17 protein-coding genes are annotated in these 19,129 nt (G+C 58.2%); 1 reads left to right on the top strand and 16 read right to left on the bottom strand.

The features are described from left to right. Nucleotides 1-3: 3 nt before the first annotated feature. From tolA to cydA, 8 genes are all read right to left on the bottom strand, one after another. Nucleotides 4-1,230, bottom strand: coding sequence for a cell envelope integrity protein TolA (gene tolA, locus ACJ8HT_RS09935; RefSeq protein WP_060440506.1), 1,227 nt, complete (start codon nucleotides 1,228-1,230; stop codon nucleotides 4-6). 81 nt (nucleotides 1,231-1,311) lie between these two features. Beyond that, the gene (gene tolR / locus ACJ8HT_RS09930; protein ID WP_004939859.1) at nucleotides 1,312-1,740 is read right to left on the bottom strand and encodes a colicin uptake protein TolR; all 429 of its coding nucleotides are present in this window, start codon (nucleotides 1,738-1,740) and stop codon (nucleotides 1,312-1,314) included. A 12-nt stretch (nucleotides 1,741-1,752) separates the two neighbouring features. Beyond that, nucleotides 1,753-2,436, bottom strand: coding sequence for a Tol-Pal system protein TolQ (tolQ, locus tag ACJ8HT_RS09925; protein WP_004939862.1), 684 nt, complete (start codon nucleotides 2,434-2,436; stop codon nucleotides 1,753-1,755). Further along, entirely contained in the window at nucleotides 2,433-2,837 is a 405-nt protein-coding gene (ybgC, locus tag ACJ8HT_RS09920) for a tol-pal system-associated acyl-CoA thioesterase (RefSeq protein ID WP_025160034.1), read from the bottom strand. The genes tolQ and ybgC overlap by 4 nt, the downstream gene beginning before the upstream one ends. A gap of 130 nt (nucleotides 2,838-2,967) precedes the next feature. Continuing rightward, a complete protein-coding gene (ybgE, locus tag ACJ8HT_RS09915; protein WP_038877538.1) occupies nucleotides 2,968-3,264 on the bottom strand; it encodes a cyd operon protein YbgE in 297 nt (98 codons plus the stop codon). Next, the gene (cydX, locus tag ACJ8HT_RS09910; RefSeq protein ID WP_004939868.1) at nucleotides 3,264-3,377 is read right to left on the bottom strand and encodes a cytochrome bd-I oxidase subunit CydX; all 114 of its coding nucleotides are present in this window, start codon (nucleotides 3,375-3,377) and stop codon (nucleotides 3,264-3,266) included. The genes ybgE and cydX overlap by 1 nt, the downstream gene beginning before the upstream one ends. 17 nt (nucleotides 3,378-3,394) lie before the next feature. Beyond that, complete coding sequence (gene cydB, locus ACJ8HT_RS09905) at nucleotides 3,395-4,534, bottom strand: cytochrome d ubiquinol oxidase subunit II (RefSeq protein ID WP_019454033.1); 1,140 nt, start codon at nucleotides 4,532-4,534, stop codon at nucleotides 3,395-3,397. A gap of 14 nt (nucleotides 4,535-4,548) precedes the next feature. After that, the gene (gene cydA, locus ACJ8HT_RS09900; protein WP_019454034.1) at nucleotides 4,549-6,117 is read right to left on the bottom strand and encodes a cytochrome ubiquinol oxidase subunit I; all 1,569 of its coding nucleotides are present in this window, start codon (nucleotides 6,115-6,117) and stop codon (nucleotides 4,549-4,551) included. Nucleotides 6,118-6,800: 683 nt separating this feature from the next. Here cydA and ACJ8HT_RS09895 point away from each other — a divergent pair. After that, the gene (locus ACJ8HT_RS09895; RefSeq protein ID WP_197652243.1) at nucleotides 6,801-8,699 is read left to right on the top strand and encodes a bifunctional metallophosphatase/5'-nucleotidase; all 1,899 of its coding nucleotides are present in this window, start codon (nucleotides 6,801-6,803) and stop codon (nucleotides 8,697-8,699) included. Between the two features lie 72 nt (nucleotides 8,700-8,771). On the opposite strand, the gene sucD is transcribed toward ACJ8HT_RS09895, so the two are convergent. The 8 genes from sucD to sdhC form a co-directional block, all read right to left on the bottom strand. Then, nucleotides 8,772-9,644 carry a succinate--CoA ligase subunit alpha gene (gene sucD, locus ACJ8HT_RS09890; RefSeq protein ID WP_004939878.1) on the bottom strand — a complete coding sequence of 291 codons (873 nt, stop codon included), beginning with the start codon at nucleotides 9,642-9,644 and terminating at the stop codon, nucleotides 8,772-8,774. Continuing rightward, on the bottom strand, nucleotides 9,644-10,810 hold the full coding sequence (gene sucC, locus ACJ8HT_RS09885; RefSeq protein ID WP_025301883.1) for an ADP-forming succinate--CoA ligase subunit beta: 1,167 nt from the start codon (nucleotides 10,808-10,810) through the stop codon (nucleotides 9,644-9,646). The genes sucD and sucC overlap by 1 nt, the downstream gene beginning before the upstream one ends. Before the next feature lie 122 nt (nucleotides 10,811-10,932). Then, nucleotides 10,933-12,150, bottom strand: a complete 1,218-nt coding sequence (odhB, locus tag ACJ8HT_RS09880; RefSeq protein ID WP_033637469.1) for a 2-oxoglutarate dehydrogenase complex dihydrolipoyllysine-residue succinyltransferase — start codon at nucleotides 12,148-12,150, stop codon at nucleotides 10,933-10,935. A 64-nt stretch (nucleotides 12,151-12,214) separates the two neighbouring features. Continuing rightward, complete coding sequence (sucA, locus tag ACJ8HT_RS09875) at nucleotides 12,215-15,022, bottom strand: 2-oxoglutarate dehydrogenase E1 component (protein ID WP_197652244.1); 2,808 nt, start codon at nucleotides 15,020-15,022, stop codon at nucleotides 12,215-12,217. Between the two features lie 275 nt (nucleotides 15,023-15,297). Beyond that, complete coding sequence (locus ACJ8HT_RS09870; RefSeq protein ID WP_004939885.1) at nucleotides 15,298-16,014, bottom strand: succinate dehydrogenase iron-sulfur subunit; 717 nt, start codon at nucleotides 16,012-16,014, stop codon at nucleotides 15,298-15,300. Nucleotides 16,015-16,030: 16 nt separating this feature from the next. Beyond that, complete coding sequence (gene sdhA / locus ACJ8HT_RS09865; protein WP_148874559.1) at nucleotides 16,031-17,797, bottom strand: succinate dehydrogenase flavoprotein subunit; 1,767 nt, start codon at nucleotides 17,795-17,797, stop codon at nucleotides 16,031-16,033. Further along, complete coding sequence (sdhD, locus tag ACJ8HT_RS09860; protein WP_004939891.1) at nucleotides 17,798-18,145, bottom strand: succinate dehydrogenase membrane anchor subunit; 348 nt, start codon at nucleotides 18,143-18,145, stop codon at nucleotides 17,798-17,800. It abuts the gene before it with no gap. After that, a complete protein-coding gene (gene sdhC, locus ACJ8HT_RS09855; RefSeq protein WP_004939893.1) occupies nucleotides 18,139-18,528 on the bottom strand; it encodes a succinate dehydrogenase cytochrome b556 subunit in 390 nt (129 codons plus the stop codon). Before sdhC ends, sdhD begins: the two co-directional genes overlap by 7 nt. Between the last annotated feature and the right edge of the window lie 601 nt (nucleotides 18,529-19,129).

The following is a 19,129-nucleotide window of genomic DNA, read 5'->3' as shown; positions in this document are numbered from 1 at the left end:
CCGTTATTGCGGCTTGAATTCAAGTATAGAATTCTTAAAGTGCTGATAAACGGCATCGCTCGGCGGCTTCGGTATATGCGCCAACTTGGCGGCAGACACTGCTGCTTGACACAGAGCAGGATCACCCCCCGCCGCTTGTACGCTTATCAGCAGGCCATCCGGCGCCAGCTTGATACGCAGGTCGCAGGTTTTGCCGGCGAACGAACTGGCGTCATAGAACTTGCTCTGAATCGCCCCTTGAATCTGCCCCATATAACCGCTGATATCCGCCCCGCTGGCCCCAGCCGCCTTGGCATTACCCTGCCCGGCCGGTTTACCGTCACCTTTCGATTTAGCACCGCCGCCTTTCGGCGCGTTCTTGCCGTCCGCCAGGCCGCCAAACAGATCGCTAACTTCATCCGATTGTTTCGCAGCCTCAGCGGCGGCCTTCTTCTTGGCATCCGCAGCGGCTTTTTTGGCGGCAGCCGCTTTCTCGGCCGCAGCTTTCTTCTCTGCCTCGGCGGCGGCCTTCTTCTCGGCTTCCGCTGCGGCTTTCTTCTCGGCTTCAGCGGCCGCTTTCTTCTCCGCGGCCTCTGCGGCTTTTTGCTCTGCGGCGGCCGCCGCGGCTTTCTTCGCCTCTTCCGCCTGTTTCTTGGCGGCGGCAGCGGCGGCCGCTTCTTTCTTGGCTTCCGCTTCGGCTTTCTTCTGCGCGTCCGCCTGCGCCTTGGCGACCTTTTCCGCTTCGGCCTTCGCCTTGGCGGCGGCGGCTTCGGCGACCTTCTGTTGTTCTTTAGCCTTGGCTGCGGCGGCTTCCGCCGCTTTTTGCTGCTCGGCGGCCTGTTTCTGCTGCTCCGCTGCCTTCTGCTGTTGCTCAGCCTGCGCCTTGGCGTCCTGCGCAGCTTTCTCCTGCGCCGCCAAACGCTCTTTCTCCAGCTCTTTCAGGCGCTGCTGTTGCTCCGCCTGCTTCTGCTGAAGCTCTTCGGCTTGTTGCTCCGCCTTTTTCTGGCGCTGCTTCTCGGCACGCTGCGCATCGTTGCTCTGCTGCTGCTGGCGGTTGTATTGCTCCACCACCGCGCCAGGATCGACCATCACTGCGCCCACCACGGTGCCATCACCGCCACCGCCGGCGCCCATGTCGACCTTTTCCTGCAGCGATCCCCAAATCAGCAGGGCAATCAATATGAAGTGCAGAACGACCGAAACAATAACGGCGCGGTTCAGCTTATCGTTTTGCTCAGTTGCCTTTACCAAAATAGATTCCCAAAAACTGGTGTTGCTTATACGGGGTTCCTGGGCCGCAGCGCAGGAACCGGGTTGCCGTTCGCCTTACGGTCAGATCGGCTGGGTCATCAGCCCCACGGAAGCCACGCCCGCCTGATGGAGAATATTCAATGCTTTGATAATCTCATCGTAAGGGACTTCCTTCGCACCGCCGATCAAAAAGACCGTTTTCGGGTTAGCCGCCAAACGCGACTTGGCTTCGGCCGCGACTTGCTCAGGCGGCAGCAGCTCCATACGGTTGTGATCCACCACCAGGGTGTATTGACCTACGCCGGAAACCTCGAGGATCACCGGCGGATTGTCATCGCTGGACACCGTTTTGGAATCGGTGGCGTCCGGCAGGTCAACCTCCACGCTCTGCGTGATGATTGGCGCGGTTGCCATAAAGATCAGCAGCAGCACCAGCAACACGTCGAGCAGCGGAACGATGTTAATTTCGGACTTCAGCTCGCGCCGACTACGTCCACGTACTCTCGCCATGCTACCTCCTACTTATTTGCTGTCGCTGGAGAAGGCCTGACGATGCAGAATAGCGGTGAACTCTTCCATAAAGTTGTCGTAATTCTGCTCAAGCTTGTTGACGCGCTGGTTGAGACGGTTATAGGCCATTACCGCCGGGATGGCGGCGAACAGACCGATCGCGGTGGCGATCAGCGCTTCGGCGATACCCGGCGCCACCATCTGCAGCGTGGCTTGCTTCACCGCGCCCAGCGCGATAAAGGCGTGCATGATCCCCCACACGGTGCCGAACAGGCCGATATACGGGCTGATCGAACCGACGGTGCCGAGGAACGGAATATGGGTTTCCAGCGTTTCCAGCTCGCGGTTCATCGAAATGCGCATCGCGCGCGACGCCCCTTCGATCACCGACTCCGGCGCATGGTTGTTGGCGCGGTGCAGGCGGGCGAACTCTTTGAACCCGGAATGGAAGATCTGCTCGGAACCAGTCAGGCTATCGCGACGCGCCTGACTTTCCTGGTACAGACGGGAAAGCTCGATACCGGACCAGAATTTGTCTTCAAAGGCTTCGGCGTCACGCGTCGCCGCATTGAGGATGCGGGTGCGCTGAATGATGATCGCCCAAGAGGCTACCGAGAAGCATATCAAAATCAACATGATAAGCTTAACCAGCAGGCTCGCCTTCAAGAATAAATCTAGGATGTTCATGTCAGTCACTGCTTAAACTCCGCGACAATAGACTTAGGAAGCGCTCTTGGCTTCATTTGGTGTGGATCAATACAGGCAATCAGGACATCTGCCTGGCTCAGTAGGGCCCCGTCAGAATTGACAATGCGTTGAGCAAACGTGAGAGAAGCCCCGCGCAGACAGGTGATTTCGCTCTGGACCTCCAGTTGCTCGTCGAGACGAGCCGGAGCCAGATAATCCACCGTCATGCGCCGGACGACAAAAGCGACTTGTTCACTGAGCAGCTGCTGTTGATGAAAGTTGTGCTGACGCAGCATCTCTGTGCGCGCTCTTTCAAAAAAGGCGACGTAGCGGGCGTGATAGACCACACCACTGGCATCGGTATCCTCGTAGTAAACGCGAACCGGCCATCGAAACAACGTATTACTCACTCTACTTCCCAGCAATGCAATTTAACGCTGCTACTATACGCAAGACGGATCGGGTTGGGAATGGGTTACAAGATGGGAATGAAAATAATTATGGGCCGTGAGGGCCCATAACGTGGGGACATCAGGGAGATTATAAAGAAACGTAAAGTAATCCTGCGCACAGGATCACAATTGCGGGAAGCGGCGCGAAAAAGGCGCGCCAGATGCTGCGCTGCGGGCGGAATCCGAAACCGTGGATCACCCCGGCGCACACCGCCCAAATCAGCAACAGCCCTTCCCAAATCTCCAGCGAGCTGGTTTTGGCGGCGAAACGCGTCGGATCCCAGAACACGCACCCCGCCAAAATCAACGCCAGCACCAGGGAAAGGGCCCGGATCGGGCCCTTGTCGGTGACAGCGTACAGCTTGTCAATCACGGACGAGCTCATCACTTACCGTCTTGCTGAGCTTTGGTCGCTTCGCTCTGCTCAAGCGCCAGCGCCGTGATGATGCCGAAGGCGCAGGCAAGAAGCGTTCCGAGAATCCAGGCAAAATACCACATGGTTTAGCTCCTTATCCTTAGTACAGCGAATGCTTGTTGTTTTCGATGTAGTTCTTGTCGAGGCGACCGAACATTTTGTAGTACGACCAGCTGGTGTACGCCAAAACGATAGGCACGAAGATCGCCGCCACGACGGTCATCACTTTCAGCGTCAACAGGCTCGACGTCGCGTCCCACATGGTCAGGCTGACGTTAGGCACGGTGCTGGACGGCATCACGAACGGGAACATGGTGACCCCGGCGGTGAGGATGACGCAGGCGATGGTCAGCGACGAGGTGACGAACGCCAGTGCGCCTTTCTCCAGACGCGAGAACAGGATGGTGAACAACGGCAGCACCACGCCCAGCGCAGGCAACGCCCACAGCAGCGGATACTTGTTGAAGTTGATCAGCCAAGCCCCTGCCTGATGCGCCACTTCTTTACGCATCGGGTTGGATTCCGCCAGGGTGTCCAGCGCCGACGTCACGACGAAGCCGTCGATGCCTTTCACCAGCCATACGCCCGCCAGCAGGAAGCACACCGCCATGATCAGCGTCGCGATCTGCGCCGCAGCGCGTGAACGCAGGTGGATCTCGCCGGTGGTGCGCATTTGCAGGTAGGTCGCCCCCTGGGTAACCAGCATGGTCAGGCTGACCACGCCCGCCAACAGACCGAACGGATTCAGCAGTTGGAAGAAGTTGCCGGTGTAGAACAGGCGCATGTACTCGTCCATGTGGAACGGCACGCCCTGCAGCAGGTTGCCGAACGCCACGCCGAATACCACGGCAGGCACGAAGGAGCCGATGAAGATGCCCCAGTCCCACATGTTGCGCCAGCGGCTGCTCTCCAGCTTGGAGCGGTAGTCGAAACCGACCGGGCGGAAGAACAAGGCGGCCAGCACCAGGATCATGGCGACGTAGAAGCCCGAGAAGGCCGCTGCGTAGACCATCGGCCAGGCGGCGAACAGCGCGCCGCCGGCGGTGATCAGCCACACCTGGTTACCGTCCCAGTGCGGGGCGATGGAGTTGATCATCACCCGGCGCTCGGTATCGGTTTTCCCGATGATGCGCACCAGAATGCCGACGCCCATGTCGAAACCGTCGGTGACGGCGAAGCCGATCAGCAGTACGCCAACCAGGACCCACCAAATAAATCGCAGTACTTCATAGTCAAACATACGTGGACTCCTGTTTAGCGCGCTTCCTGCACGGCGGCAGTCGGTTGTTCAAAGTGATAGCGGCCGGTTTTCAGGCTGCTTGGACCCAGACGCGCAAACTTGAACATCAGGTACAATTCAGCCACCAGGAACAGGGTGTACAAGCCGCAGATCAGCCCCATCGAGAACAGAATGTCGCCCGCGGTCAGCGAAGAGTTGGCGACCGCCGTCGGCAGCACCTCACCAATCGCCCACGGTTGACGGCCGTATTCCGCCACGAACCAACCGGACTCGATCGCGATCCAAGGCAGCGGCAAACCGTACAGCGCCGCACGGTGCAGCCATTTTTTCTGGCCGATGCGGCCGCGGATCACGTTCCAGAACGACAGGCCGATGATCAACAGCATGATCACGCCACAGGCCACCATGATGCGGAAGGCAAAGTACAGCGGCGCCACGCGCGGAATGGAGTCCTTTGTCGCCAGCTGGATCTGCGCTTCCGTCGCGTCGGTGACGTTCGGGGTATAGCGCTTCAGCAGCATGCCGTAGCCCAGGTCTTGCTTGGTTTTGTTGAATTCGGCGCGCACCGCAGGATCGGTGTTGCCGCCGCGCAGCTCTTCCAGCAGCTGGTAGGCTTTCATCCCGTTGCGGATACGCACTTCATGCTGCGCCATCAGATCTTTCAGGCCGGTGACCTGAGTGTCCGTGGAGCGGGTGGCGATCAGGCCAAGCGCATACGGGATCTGAATAGAGAAGGAGTTTTCCATCTTGTCCTGATCGGGAATGCCGAACAGGGTGAAGGACGCCGGCGCCGGCTGGGTGTCCCATTCCGCTTCGATAGCGGCCAGTTTGGTTTTCTGCACGTCGCCCATTTCGTAGCCGGATTCATCACCCAGAACGATAACGGACAGAATGGCAGCCATACCGAAGCTGGCAGCGATGGCGAAGGAGCGCTTGGCGAAGGCGATGTCGCGGCCTTTCAGCAGGTAGTAGGAGCTGATGCCCAGAACGAACATCGCGCCACAGGTGTAGCCGGAAGCCACGGTGTGAACGAATTTCACCTGCGCAACCGGGTTAAGCACCAGTTCGGAGAAGCTGACCATCTCCATGCGCATGGTTTCGAAGTTGAAATCCGAAGCGATCGGGTTCTGCATCCAGCCGTTGGCGACCAGGATCCACAGCGCGGACAGGTTGGAGCCGAGGGCCACGAACCAGGTTACCGCCATGTGCTGCACCTTGCTCAGACGATCCCAGCCGAAGAAGAACAGGCCGACCAGCGTCGATTCAAGGAAGAACGCCATCAGACCTTCGATAGCCAGAGGGGCCCCGAAGATATCGCCGACGTAGTGAGAGAAATACGACCAGTTAGTCCCGAACTGGAACTCCATGGTCAAACCGGTGGCCACACCCAGAGCAAAGTTAATCGCAAATAACTTTCCCCAGAATTTGGTCATGTCTTTATAGATTTGTTTGCCAGACAGGACATATACCGTTTCCATAATTGCCAGCAAGAACGCCATACCGAGCGTTAATGGGACAAATAAGAAATGGTACATCGCCGTTAAAGCAAACTGTAAGCGCGACAGTTCGACAATATCAAACATCTTGACTCCTTGCTCCTCGCAGGAAGACTCCGACACGCGGTTATCGGCACGCTTCTTTCAAAGCCGCCAGTAACGCCCCGCAGTGAATGCCCTTAAACACAACAAATTTGATCCAGCTTCTCCGCTTTCAACCGCACACTCGGCCAATAGCCCCACGGGCCGCCGACAAGCACGCCACTGAAAACCGACAACGGGTAACAAATGCAACAAGATCAACCATCCATAATCACAACATGGATGATACTCGCCCAATCCCACACAATAAATAGGTTTTTACGTGACGTGGGTTAGACTTTTGGTTACAGGTCAAATCTTAGCCGAAAGAGGTACTTCGGGCTAATTTGATCTGAGACAATTTAAGCCTATCCGCATCTTATTTCCATATTCATCAGCACATTTCGCATAATTTTCTTAGGGTCATGTTGCGCAATGGTTTAATTGTTTTTTAATGATATTTTTGTGTTAAATAAATGTAATTTAAAAGGGCCGCCATTGTATTATTACGCGCTTATTATGCGACATAATTAACCTTTTATTTCCAATAAGCCGTGACAGTGATAGCAGTCACAAAACAACAAATCTCTCTCCAATATTAGTCTATTTCTCGCGATGGGATCGTAAAGGTTGCGATTTTGTAGCAAAATGACCACTTATGTTAAAATTGCATTGAGTGACAATAACTTATGAAAAAAATCATCTTTGCCTCTGTCTTGGGACTCTCGGGAAACGCCATGGCCGCCGAAACGGTAAATATCACCCTGCTGGGCACCTCCGATCTGCACGGCACCTTCGTGCCCTGGGACTACGCCAGCGACACGGAAAATCTGGCGGGCAGCCTGAGCCAGATAGCCACCCAGGTCAAAAAAGTGCGGGCCGAGCAGCCCAACCTGATCCTGGTGGACGCCGGCGACACCATTCAGGGCAACTTCGTCGAAACCTTCAAGCATGAGGCCGTCAGCCCGATGATGCTGGGCCTCAACGCGCTCAATTACGATGTCTGGGTGATGGGCAACCACGAGTTCGACTTCGGCCTGCCGGTGCTGGCCACCCCGCTCAAGCAGTTCAAGGGCGCGGCGCTGGCGGGCAATATCGTCTGGGACAACGGCAAGCCCTATCTGCCCGCCTACACCATCGTCGAACTCCAGGGCGTGAAGATCGGCATTATCGGCATGGACACGCCGATGACCGCGGAATTCGCCAAGGGCACCGATCGCATCAAAGGGCTGAACTTCACCGATCCGGTGCAGGCGGTGAAACAGGTCATCAGGCAAATCGACGGCCAGGTCGACGCCATCGTGCTGGTGGCGCATATGGGCATCGACAACGAAAATCAGCGTCCCGGCACCGGCGTAGCCGACATCGCCAACGCCAATCCGGAGCTCGCGGCGATCGTCGCCGGCCATATGCATGTGAAGATCGACAAAGCGGTGGTTAACGGCGTCATCATCACCGAGCCGGATAAATACGGCCGCGCGCTGTCGCGCATCGATCTGCAGTTTGAACGCCGCGACGGCAAGTTCACGCTGATCGACAAAAACAGCTACACCTACTCCATCAAGGGGATGACGCCGGACAGCGCCATGCAAGCGCTCTACCAGCCGTACCATGACATTCTGCGCGCCAACGCCAACCGGGTCGTGGCGAAACTGAGCGGCAGCGATCTGGTGCCCACCGACGAATTCCGCGGCATTCCCCAGGTGCACGTGCAGGATACCGGCATCAGCGCGCTGTTCCAGCAGGCCGCCCGCCACTATGCGCCGCTGGCGCAGGTGATCGCCCTACAGATCGACAACGATCGCGCCAAGCTGGACGTCGGCGACATCAAGGCCAAGGACATCGCCTTTAACTACCAATACGCCGGCGGCGAGATCACCGTGTATCAGCTCAACGGCAAAGCGCTTAAACGCTACATGGAGTGGTCCGCCGGCTACTTCAATCAGCTGCAGCCGGGCGATGTCACCTACAGCTTTAACCCGGCGCGGCGATCGTCCAAATATTCCACCAATGATTTCTTCGACGGCGTCACTTACACCATCGACCTGCGCCAACCTGCCGGCTCGCGCATCGTCGACCTGCGCCTGGCGGACGGCACGCCGGTCACCGACGATATGCCGATCCGCCTGGGCATGAACAGTTACCGTATGGGCCACCTGACGCAAAAGGGTGGTGCGCTGGAGGGGCAATCCTTCCCGGTGCTGTTCGACAGCAAAGCGCAATACGGTGAAGAAGAAGGCACTATTCGCCACCTGACTCTGCGCTACCTGACGGAGGTGAAGCACGGCCACTATCAGGGCGTGCCGCCGCAGCGCTGGAAGCTGATCGGCATGGAGGATTACGAACCGCAGCGGGCGATCGTCAAACGGCTGCTCAATGAGGGCGTTATCCAGGTACCGACCACCGACGATGGCCGCTACACCAACGTCGCCTCGATCAACGTCAAAGACACGCTGTTCCGCAACGCCGACGATTACCGCACCGCCCTCACCGCGCTGGAGCAACAGCGCCAAGCCGCTACGGATCCGGTGCAACAGCGCCGCCTGCAGGATCGGATCGCACTGATCAAGGCACTCAACGACTTCTGATCTGCGCCAATAAAAAAGGCCACCCAATGGGTGGCCAAACATGTCGAGATATTGTTATTTCGTACTAAATTCTTAGCGCTTCAGCACCGCTTTTACCGCGTCGCCGATGTCAGCCAGGCTGCGAACGGTTTTCACGCCCGCGGCTTCCAGCGCAGCAAACTTCTCGTCCGCCGTGCCTTTGCCGCCTGCGATGATGGCGCCCGCGTGGCCCATACGCTTGCCTTTCGGCGCGGTCACGCCGGCGATGTAGCCGACAACCGGTTTGGTGACGTGTTCTTTGATGTACGCTGCCGCTTCTTCTTCAGCGCTGCCGCCGATCTCACCGATCATCACGATCGCTTCGGTCTGCGGATCCTGCTGGAACATCTTCAGGATATCGATGAAGTTGGAGCCCGGGATCGGGTCGCCGCCGATGCCCACGCAGGTGGACTGGCCCAGACCGGCATCGGTGGTTTGTTTCACCGCTTCATAGGTCAGGGTACCGGAGCGGGAAACGATGCCCACTTTGCCCGGCAGGTGGATGTGACCAGGCATGATGCCGATTTTGCACTCGCCTGGGGTGATCACGCCAGGGCAGTTCGGCCCGATCATGCGCACGCCGGCTTCGTCCAGCTTCACTTTCACGGTCAGCATGTCCAGCGTCGGGATGCCTTCGGTGATGGTGATGATCAGTTTGATGCCGGCATCGATCGCTTCCAGGATGGAGTCTTTGCAGAACGGCGCTGGAACGTAGATGACCGAGGCCGTCGCGCCGGTCGCTTCAACCGCTTCGCGCACGGTGTTGAACACCGGCAGGCCCAGGTGCTGAGTGCCGCCTTTGCCCGGGGTTACGCCGCCAACCATTTTGGTGCCGTAAGCGATAGCTTGTTCGGAGTGGAAAGTCCCCTGACTACCGGTGAAGCCCTGGCAAATTACTTTGGTGTTCTTATCGATTAAAATGGACATTATTTACCCTCCACTGCTGCAACAACTTGCTGAGCCGCATCAGTCAGGCTGGTCGCAGCAATGATATTCAGGCCGCTGTCCGCCAGTTTCTTGGCGCCCAGTTCGGCGTTGTTCCCTTCCAAGCGCACCACCACCGGGACGTTAACGCCCACTTCGGCCACTGCGCCGATGATGCCGTCGGCGATCAGATCGCAACGTACGATACCACCGAAGATGTTAACCAGAACCGCTTTCACCTTGTCGTCGGACAGGATGATTTTGAACGCTTCGGTCACGCGCTCTTTGGTCGCGCCGCCGCCAACGTCCAGGAAGTTGGCCGGTTCGCCGCCGTGCAGTTTAACGATGTCCATGGTGCCCATCGCCAGACCGGCGCCGTTAACCATGCAGCCGATGTTGCCGTCGAGGGCAACATAGTTCAGCTCCCACTGAGCCGCACGGGATTCGCGCTCGTCTTCCTGGGAAGGGTCACGCATTTCACGCAGTTCCGGCTGGCGGAACAGGGCGTTGCCGTCGGCGCCCAGTTTGCCGTCCAGGCATACCAGATCGCCCTGCTTGGTGATCACCAGCGGGTTGATCTCAACCATCGCCAGGTCGCGCTCCAGGAACAGCGTCGCCAGGCCCATGAAGATCTTGGCGAACTGGCTGACTTGCTTACCGGTCAGGCCCAGTTTGAAGGCCAGCTCACGGCCCTGATAAGGCTGTGGACCCGCCAGCGGATCGATAGTCATTTTGTGGATCAATTCAGGGGTTTCTTCCGCCACCTTCTCGATTTCCACGCCGCCTTCGGTAGACGCCATGAACACCACGCGACGGGTAGAACGATCCACTACCGCGCCCAGGTATAGCTCTTTATCGATGTCTGTCGCCGCTTCTACCAGGATCTGGTGAACCGGCTGGCCCAGCGCGTCAGTCTGGTAAGTCACCAGACGCTTGCCCAACCAGGCTTCCGCGAAAGCACGGATATCTTCTTTGCTGTTGACGACTTTAACGCCGCCCGCTTTACCGCGGCCGCCAGCATGAACCTGACATTTCACCACCCACGGGCCGGAGCCGATTTTGGATGCGGCTTCTTCTGCTTCACGCGGAGTGGTACAGGCGTAACCGGTTGGTGCCGGCATGCCATACCGAGCAAACAGCTGTTTTGCCTGATATTCGTGTAAATTCATGATGTTCTATCCATTCAGTTCTGAAGGTTTTTAGCCGGACCATTATTACGCGGTAAACCGCATGGTTTTCCGGCCACATAGCACAGAGTGCGGGCGCGGCATGCCGCGCCCGGCAAGGGTTACTAGACGTCCAGCAGCAGACGAGCCGGATCTTCCAGCATCTCTTTGACCGTCACCAGATAACCGACGGATTCTTTACCGTCGATCAGGCGGTGGTCATAAGACAGCGCCAGATACATCATCGGCTGGATCACCACCTGACCATTGACCGCCATTGGGCGATCTTTGATGGCGTGCATGCCCAGGATGGCGCTCTGCGGCGGGTTAATGATCGGGGTGGACATCAGGGAGCCGAATACGCCGCCGTTGGTAATGGTGAAGTTACCGCCGGTCAGCTCTTCCACGGTCAGTTTGCCGTCGCGGCCCTTAACGGCCAGCTCTTTGATTTTCTTCTCGATGTCAGCCATGCTCATGGCGTCTACATCGCGCAATACCGGCGTCACCAGGCCGCGCGGGGTCGAAACCGCGATGCTGATGTCGAAGTAGTTGTGGTAAACCACGTCGGAACCGTCGATCGACGCGTTCACTTCCGGGAAACGCTTCAGCGCTTCAACCACCGCCTTGATGTAGAAGGACATGAAGCCCAGACGCACGCCGTGACGCTTCTCGAAGGCTTCGCCGTACTGCTTGCGCAGGTCCATGATCGGCTGCATGTTGATTTCGTTGAAGGTGGTCAGCATCGCGGTGCTGTTCTTCGCTTCCAGCAGACGCTCGGCGACGCGTTTGCGCAGGCGGGTCATCGGCACGCGTTTTTCGCTGCGGCCGGCCAGAGCAGGCTGCGGTGCGGCTTCAGCGGCGGCGGCCGGTTTGGCAGCGGCGCCGCCTTTGGCCAGGTGTGCTTCCACGTCTTCACGCGTGATGCGGCCACCCACGCCGGTGCCCTTGATGGCGCCAGCATCGAGATCGTGTTCGGCGATCAGGCGACGAATCGCCGGGCTGAGCGCGTCATTGCTTTCTTCTTCCAGGCTCGCGGTAGCGCGCTGGGCAGGCGTGGCTTCTTTCTCTTGGCTCTTCTCAGCGGTCGGCTTGCCGGAGCTGTCGCCCGGACGGATGCGGCCGAGCAGCTGGCGAGACAGCACGGTCGCGCCCTCTTCTTCCACGATAGCATCGAGAATGCCCGCTTCACTGGCCGGCACTTCCAACACGACTTTGTCGGTTTCGATTTCAACCAGGACTTCATCACGCTGCACGCTGTCGCCCGGTTTTTTGTGCCAGGTGGCTACGGTCGCATCGGCAACCGATTCAGGAAGGTCAGGAACCAGAATATCTACGCTACTCATTTAGCTTTCCCTTAAGTTTTTTATCATCTGCTTGCCGGCCCCTCGGCCGGCAAGCGAGCGAACATTAGTCAATATTCAGCGCGTCGTTCACCAGAGTCTGCTGCTGCTTCTGGTGTACGGACATATAGCCCACCGCCGGAGAAGCGGAGGCCGGACGTCCTGCGTAACGTAAAGAAGCCCCGAACGGTACCACTTCACGGAAGTTGTGTTGGCTGCAGTACCAGGCGCCCTGGTTCAGCGGCTCTTCCTGACACCAGACGAAATCATGCACGTGCGAGTATTGTTCCAGCACGGCCTGCACGGCCTGATGCGGGAACGGATACAGCTGCTCGATACGCACGATGGCCACGTCTTTCTGCTCGTTCTTGCGACGCTGTTCCAGCAGGTCGTAGTAGACCTTACCGGAGCACAGCACGACGCGCTTGACCGCTTTCGGATCCAAGTCGTCGATCTCGCCGATCGCCGGCAGGAAGGTGCCGTTGGCCAGTTCGTCCAGCGAAGAAATCGCCAGCGGGTGACGCAGCAGCGACTTCGGCGACATCACCACCAGCGGACGGCGCATACCGCGCAGCGCCTGACGACGCAGCATATGGTAAACCTGCGCCGGCGTGGACGGGACGCACACCTGCATGTTCTGCTCTGCGCACAGCTGCAGATAGCGTTCCAGACGCGCGGAAGAGTGCTCTGGGCCCTGGCCTTCATAGCCGTGCGGCAGCAGCATCACCAGGCCGCACATACGGCCCCATTTTTGCTCGCCGGAGCTGATGAACTGGTCGATAACGACCTGCGCGCCGTTGGCGAAGTCGCCGAACTGCGCTTCCCAGATGGTCAGCGTGCGCGGTTCCGCCGTCGCGTAGCCGTATTCGAACGCCAGCACCGCTTCTTCGGACAGCACGGAGTCCCAGACCTTGAATTCGCCCTGGCCGCTGTGGATGTTCGCCAGCGGAACGTAGACGGAACCGTTTTTCTGGTTGTGCACCACCGCGTGGCGGTGGAAGAAGGTACCGCGGCCGGCGTCTTCGCCGGAGATGCGGATTGGAATGCCTTCATCCGCCATGGTCGCGTAGGCCAGCGTTTCGGAGGCGCCCCAGTCGAACGGCTTGTTGCCCGCCGCCATCTCGGCGCGGTCCGCGTAGATTTTCGCCACGCGCGACTGCATTTCGATCGCTTCCGGCACGGTGCTGATGCGGCGGCCCAGCTCCTGCAGGCGCTTCATCTCAACCTTGCTCGGGTACTCTTCGTCCCACTCGTGGTTCAGGTACGGAGACCAGGTGAAAGAGTGCAGGTTCATCGGACGCCACTCTTCAACCACGCAATCGCCGCGGTCGAGCGCGTCGCGGTACAGGTTGACCATTTCCGTGGCATCTTCCAGGCTGGCCACTTTCTGCTCGGTCAGAACGTCAGCGTAGATTTTGCGCGGCGTAGGGTGTTTCTTGATCTTCTGATACATCACCGGCTGGGTGGCGCTCGGCTCGTCGGCCTCGTTGTGCCCATGGCGACGGTAGCAGACCAGATCGATCATCACGTCACGCTTAAAGGTGTTACGGAAATCCAACGCCAGGCGGGTGACAAAGGCCACGGCCTCCGGATCGTCCGCGTTAACGTGGAAGATCGGCGACTGAACCATTTTGGCGATGTCGGTGCAGTATTCGGTAGAGCGTGCATCCAGCGGGTTGGAGGTGGTGAAACCAACCTGGTTGTTGATGACGATACGCACGGTGCCGCCCACTTCGTAGCCGCGAGCCTGAGACATGTTCAGGGTTTCCTGAACCACGCCCTGGCCGGTGATGGCGGCATCGCCGTGGATGGTGATCGGCAGCACCATGTTGCTGCGCGCTTCATCCAGACGATCGCGACGGGCGCGAACCGAGCCCATGACCACCGGGCTGACGATCTCCAGGTGCGACGGGTTGAACGCCAGCGCCAGGTGAACCATGCCGCCTTCGGTTTCCACGTCGGAGGAGAAGCCCTGGTGATATTTCACGTCACCGGTACCGAGGTGTTCTTTATGCTTGCCGGCGAATTCGTCGAACAGATCGGCCGGCTTTTTGCCCAGCACGTTGATCAGCACGTTCAGACGGCCGCGGTGGGCCATGCCCAACACCACTTCGCGCGTGCCGTTCTTACCGGCGTGGCGCACCATCTCTTTCAGCATCGGCACCAGCGCGTCGCCGCCTTCCAGCGAGAAGCGTTTAGCACCCGGGAATTTGGCGCCCAGGTAACGTTCCAGGCCTTCCGCCGCGGTCAGCTCGTTCAGGAAACGGCGTTTTTCGTCGGCGGTAAAGCTGGCGCGCCCCACCACCGACTCGATGCGCTGTTGGATCCAGCGTTTCTCTTCGGTGTTGGTGATGTGCATGTACTCAGCGCCGATCGACCCGCAATAGGTCTGCTTCAGCGCGGCGTACAGATCGCCCAGCTTCATGGTTTCTTTGCCGATGGCGAAAGAGCCCACGTTGAAGGTTTCCTGGAAATCGGCTTCGGTCAGGTTGTGGTAAGCGGGATCAAGGTCAGGAACTTGCTCGCGCTGCCACAGGCCGAGCGGATCGAGGTTGGCATGCTGATGCCCGCGGAAGCGGAAGGCGTTGATCAGCTGCAGTACCTTGACCTGTTTGGCGTCGGTTTCCGGATCGGTGATGGTGGTGTTATAGCGCGCGGAGTCTTTCGCCAGGCGGCGGAAGTAATCGCGCGTTTGAGAGTGAAGCTGATCGGGTTTGACACCCGCGGTTGGTAGCTGTTGAAAAATGGAACGCCAGCTATCTTCAACGGAACCCGGATCGGTTAAGAAGTCTTCATAGAGCTGCTCTATGTAAGACTGGTTCGCGCCCGCCAGATAGGAGGAATCCAGCCAGGCCTTCATTGCGCCGTTCTGCATCATGATCCCTTAAGCTTTGAAGCTTTAGTTTTCGCCGTGGTTAACATAATTACCGTGATGAATACGGTTTGCCGTAAAACGGTTCACTCGACGTACTTGCGGCCATGACGGCCCGATACGTTCTGTTATGGACCTTGCGGTCCCTTACAAGGAACCTCTAAAAACCGGCGGAAGAACCAGGCTGCATAGCGCCGCAGCCACGGGTCAGTTTTTAGAGGTTCCCTCCCCTATGGGATGTGCGCCGGAAAAGAGCCCGGCGCAGCATCTCATTCCGTTTATGCGCCGCGTTGCAGCAGCATGGACTTGATATGCCCGATCGCACGCGTCGGGTTCAAGCCTTTAGGACATACACTGACACAATTCATAATGCTATGGCAGCGGAAAACACTAAAAGCGTCGTCCAGATCATCTAAACGTTCTTGCGTTTCCGTGTCACGGCTGTCGATCAGGAAGCGATACGCCGCCAACAGACCGGCAGGCCCGATGAACTTGTCCGGGTTCCACCAGAACGATGGGCAAGAGGTCGAGCAGCAGGCGCACAGAATGCACTCGTACAGACCGTCCAGCTTGGCGCGCTGCTCCGGCGACTGCAGGTGCTCGCGCGCCGGCGGGTTCTTGCCGTCGTTCAGCAGGTATGGCTTGATCTTTTCATACTGGGTGTAGAACTGGCCCATATCCACCACCAGATCGCGCACCACCGGCAGGCCCGGCAGCGGACGGATCACGATCTTGCCGTTGCCTTTGCGCAGTGACGAAATCGGGGTGATGCACGCCAGGCCGTTTTTACCGTTCATGTTCAGGCCATCGGAACCGCACACGCCTTCGCGGCATGAGCGACGGAACGACAGGGTCGGATCTTTTTCTTTCAGCTGGATCAACGCATCCAGCAGCATCATGTCGCGACCTTCTTCCGCTTCCAGGGTGTAGTCCTGCATGTGCGGCGCGTCATCGACATCCGGGTTGTAGCGATAAATGGAAAATTCGAGTTTCATCTGTCGATCTCCGCAATTAGTAAGAACGCACTTTCGGCGGGAATGCCGGGCGCAGCTTCGGTTGCATGTTCACTTCACGACGCGTCATGCTTTCCGATTGCGGCAGATACAGCGAATGGCACAGCCAGTTGGCGTCATCGCGTTCCGGGTAGTCGAAGCGGCTGTGTGCGCCACGGCTCTCGGTACGGAAGTTGGCCGACACGGCGGTGGAATACGCGGTCTCCATCAGGTTATCCAACTCCAGGCACTCGATGCGCTGGGTGTTGAACTCGCTGGAGGTATCGTCCAGGCGTGCGTTCTTCAGACGTTCACGGATCACTTTCAGTTCTTCCAGACCCTTGGCCATCGCATCGCCTTCGCGGAATACCGAGAAGTTGTGCTGCATGCAAGACTGCAGCGCTTTGCGAATTTCGACCGGGTCTTCGCCGGAGCGGGTGTTGTTCCAACGGTTCAGACGCTCCAGCGAGGCTTCCACGTCGGAGTCGCTGGCGTCACGGCTCACACCCTGCTCTTCCAGCGATTCCTGCAGGTGCATGCCGGCGGAACGGCCGAACACCACCAGGTCGAGCAGCGAGTTGCCGCCCAAGCGGTTGGCGCCGTGCACCGATACGCAGGCGATTTCGCCCACGGCGAACAGCCCCGGGATCACCACGTCTTCGCCTTTCTCGTTCACGGTCAACGCCTGGCCGGTCACTTTGGTCGGAATGCCGCCCATCATATAGTGGCAGGTTGGGATAACCGGGATCGGCTCTTTCACCGGATCGACGTGCGCAAAGGTGCGGGACAGTTCCAGAATGCCCGGCAGACGGGATTCCAGCACCTCTTTACCCAGGTGATCCAGCTTCAGCTTGGCGTGCGGGCCCCAAGGACCGTCGCAGCCGCGGCCTTCGCGGATTTCGATCATGATCGAACGAGCAACCACGTCGCGGCCCGCCAGATCTTTGGCGTTCGGCGCATAACGCTCCATGAAGCGCTCGCCGTGTTTGTTCAGCAGGTAACCGCCTTCGCCGCGGCAACCTTCGGTCACCAGCACGCCCGCGCCGGCGATGCCGGTCGGGTGGAACTGCCACATTTCCATGTCCTGCACCGGCACGCCGGCGCGCAGCGCCATGCCGACACCGTCGCCGGTGTTGATGTGGGCGTTGGTGGTGGACTGATAAATACGGCCTGCGCCGCCGGTCGCCAGCACGGTGGCCTTGGCTTTGAAGTAAACCACTTCACCGGTTTCGATGCAGATAGCCGTGGTGCCGACCACCGCGCCGTCCTGGTTTTTCACCAGATCAAGCGCATACCACTCGGAGAAGATGGTGGTGTGGTTTTTCAAGTTCTGTTGGTACAGGGTGTGCAGCAGCGCGTGGCCGGTACGGTCGGCTGCGGCTGCGGTACGCGCCGCCTGCTCGCCGCCGAAGTTCAGCGACTGGCCGCCGAACGGGCGCTGGTAGATGCGGCCGTCGTCCAGACGAGAGAACGGCAGGCCCATGTGTTCCAGTTCCAGAATCGCTTCCGGGCCGGTTTTACACATATATTCGATGGCGTCCTGGTCACCGATATAGTCGGAACCTTTCACCGTGTCGTACATATGCCATTCCCAGTTGTCCTCGTGGCTGTTGCCCAGCGCGACGGTGATGCCGCCCTGTGCGGACACGGTATGGGAACGGGTCGGGAAAACTTTGGACAGCAGGGCACAGGTCGAGCCCGCTTGGGAAATTTGCAGCGCGGCACGCATGCCCGCACCGCCGGCGCCGATTACGACGGCATCAAACTCTCTGACTGGCAGTTTCATTTAAGCACCCCACACTACGATTGTTCCGTACAGTAAATAGACCAGCAACGCGACCACGACAGCCAGCTGCAACACCAGGCGAACCGCCAGCGGCTTGACGTAGTCCGTCAGCACCTGCCACAGCCCGATCCAGGCGTGCACCAGAATCGACAGCAAGGTCAGCAGAGTGAACACTTTCGTAATGGAAGTGGCGAAGAAACCGCGCCAGATGTCATAAGTCAGTTCCGGAGCCGTGACGAAGAAGCCCAGGATATACAGGACGTACAGGGTGATGATGATAGCGGAAGCGCGCAGCAGCAGCCAATCGTGCACGCCGTTGCGCCCTAATGCAGAAACGTTGTTTACCATACGAGGACTCCAGCCAGAACTGACAGCACGACGGTCAGACCGATCGCCACCTGGGCGGAACGGGTACCGGCGGCCAAACTCTCTTCGATGTAGCCAAAATCCATTAACAAGTGACGGATGCCACCGCAAATGTGATAGGCCAGCGCCGTGAGGATGCCCCAGAATATGAATTTGACGATGAAGCTATTCATGATGGCGGCCGCCTGCAGGAACCCCTCTTGGGAAGAGAGTGACAGGCCCAGCAGCCAGAGGAGGATACCCACGGCAACGAAGGTAATTACGCCAGAGACTCGGTGTAAGATAGACGCTATCGCAGTTACGGGGAACCGGATCGTTTGCAGATCCAAGTTGACAGGTCGTTGTTTTTTCACGTATTTGCCCACACAGCTCTTATTATTTTCCTTCCTCCGGGCCTGGGCGGGGATCAGACAGCGTTAAGAGCCTAAAACCCTTACACGTCACGCGCTCAAACATCAACATCCTCTGTGCTCAAACGGCGCGCATTTATAACGCTGGGTGCTCCTACTTCAGGGTAATCCGGAGACCTGGCGGCAGTATAGGAGGATCACATTCTGATTACAATTCTCATACAACCGCTTTGATAACATTTCCCCCGAACAGTGATTCAGATCACGGATTTCACAATTAGTGCAAAATTAATTATCTGATTTGACAAGAGATCAACATTTCCATTACATATAGGGGCACAAACGGTCCTATGATGCGCTATGGGTCAGCAGATACACTTCCCCCCGGGTTCGAGTTATGCAACAGTGTATTTGACGAACCTATCCCAATAGCCGTTGTTTCCCGCTCGATTTTGCCGGCGTCAAAAAGCAAATAAAGCAAATAAAAACAGATTATTGGGATAGGTTCACATCTCTTCGAACAGCTCATAGGTAAGATTAACAGACTATAACGAATTACTATGAATCGTTAACAACTGGTCACCCGTCTCGTTCGCCTGGTCAGCACTCTGTACCC

Source organism: Serratia sp. CY44782, from assembly GCF_052168715.1.
GTDB classification, from domain to species: Bacteria; Pseudomonadota; Gammaproteobacteria; order Enterobacterales; family Enterobacteriaceae; genus Serratia; species Serratia nevei.
Note: the sequence above shows the minus strand (reverse complement) of the source record. Positions and strands in the feature narration are given on the sequence as shown.

Excerpts from the sequence above, each read along its gene's own strand:
- tolR (WP_004939859.1), bottom strand. The coding sequence starts at position 1,740 with ATGGCGAGAGTACGTGGACGTAGTCGGCGCGAGCTGAAGTCCGAAATT.
- ybgE (WP_038877538.1), bottom strand. The coding sequence starts at position 3,264 with ATGAGCTCGTCCGTGATTGACAAGCTGTACGCTGTCACCGACAAGGGC.
- cydX (WP_004939868.1), bottom strand. The coding sequence starts at position 3,377 with ATGTGGTATTTTGCCTGGATTCTCGGAACGCTTCTTGCCTGCGCCTTC.
- cydB (WP_019454033.1), bottom strand. The coding sequence starts at position 4,534 with ATGTTTGACTATGAAGTACTGCGATTTATTTGGTGGGTCCTGGTTGGC.
- cydA (WP_019454034.1), bottom strand. The coding sequence starts at position 6,117 with ATGTTTGATATTGTCGAACTGTCGCGCTTACAGTTTGCTTTAACGGCG.
- ACJ8HT_RS09895 (WP_197652243.1), top strand. The coding sequence starts at position 6,801 with ATGAAAAAAATCATCTTTGCCTCTGTCTTGGGACTCTCGGGAAACGCC.
- sucD (WP_004939878.1), bottom strand. The coding sequence starts at position 9,644 with ATGTCCATTTTAATCGATAAGAACACCAAAGTAATTTGCCAGGGCTTC.
- sucC (WP_025301883.1), bottom strand. The coding sequence starts at position 10,810 with ATGAATTTACACGAATATCAGGCAAAACAGCTGTTTGCTCGGTATGGC.
- odhB (WP_033637469.1), bottom strand. The coding sequence starts at position 12,150 with ATGAGTAGCGTAGATATTCTGGTTCCTGACCTTCCTGAATCGGTTGCC.
- sucA (WP_197652244.1), bottom strand. The coding sequence starts at position 15,022 with ATGCAGAACGGCGCAATGAAGGCCTGGCTGGATTCCTCCTATCTGGCG.
- ACJ8HT_RS09870 (WP_004939885.1), bottom strand. The coding sequence starts at position 16,014 with ATGAAACTCGAATTTTCCATTTATCGCTACAACCCGGATGTCGATGAC.
- sdhA (WP_148874559.1), bottom strand. The coding sequence starts at position 17,797 with ATGAAACTGCCAGTCAGAGAGTTTGATGCCGTCGTAATCGGCGCCGGC.
- sdhD (WP_004939891.1), bottom strand. The coding sequence starts at position 18,145 with ATGGTAAACAACGTTTCTGCATTAGGGCGCAACGGCGTGCACGATTGG.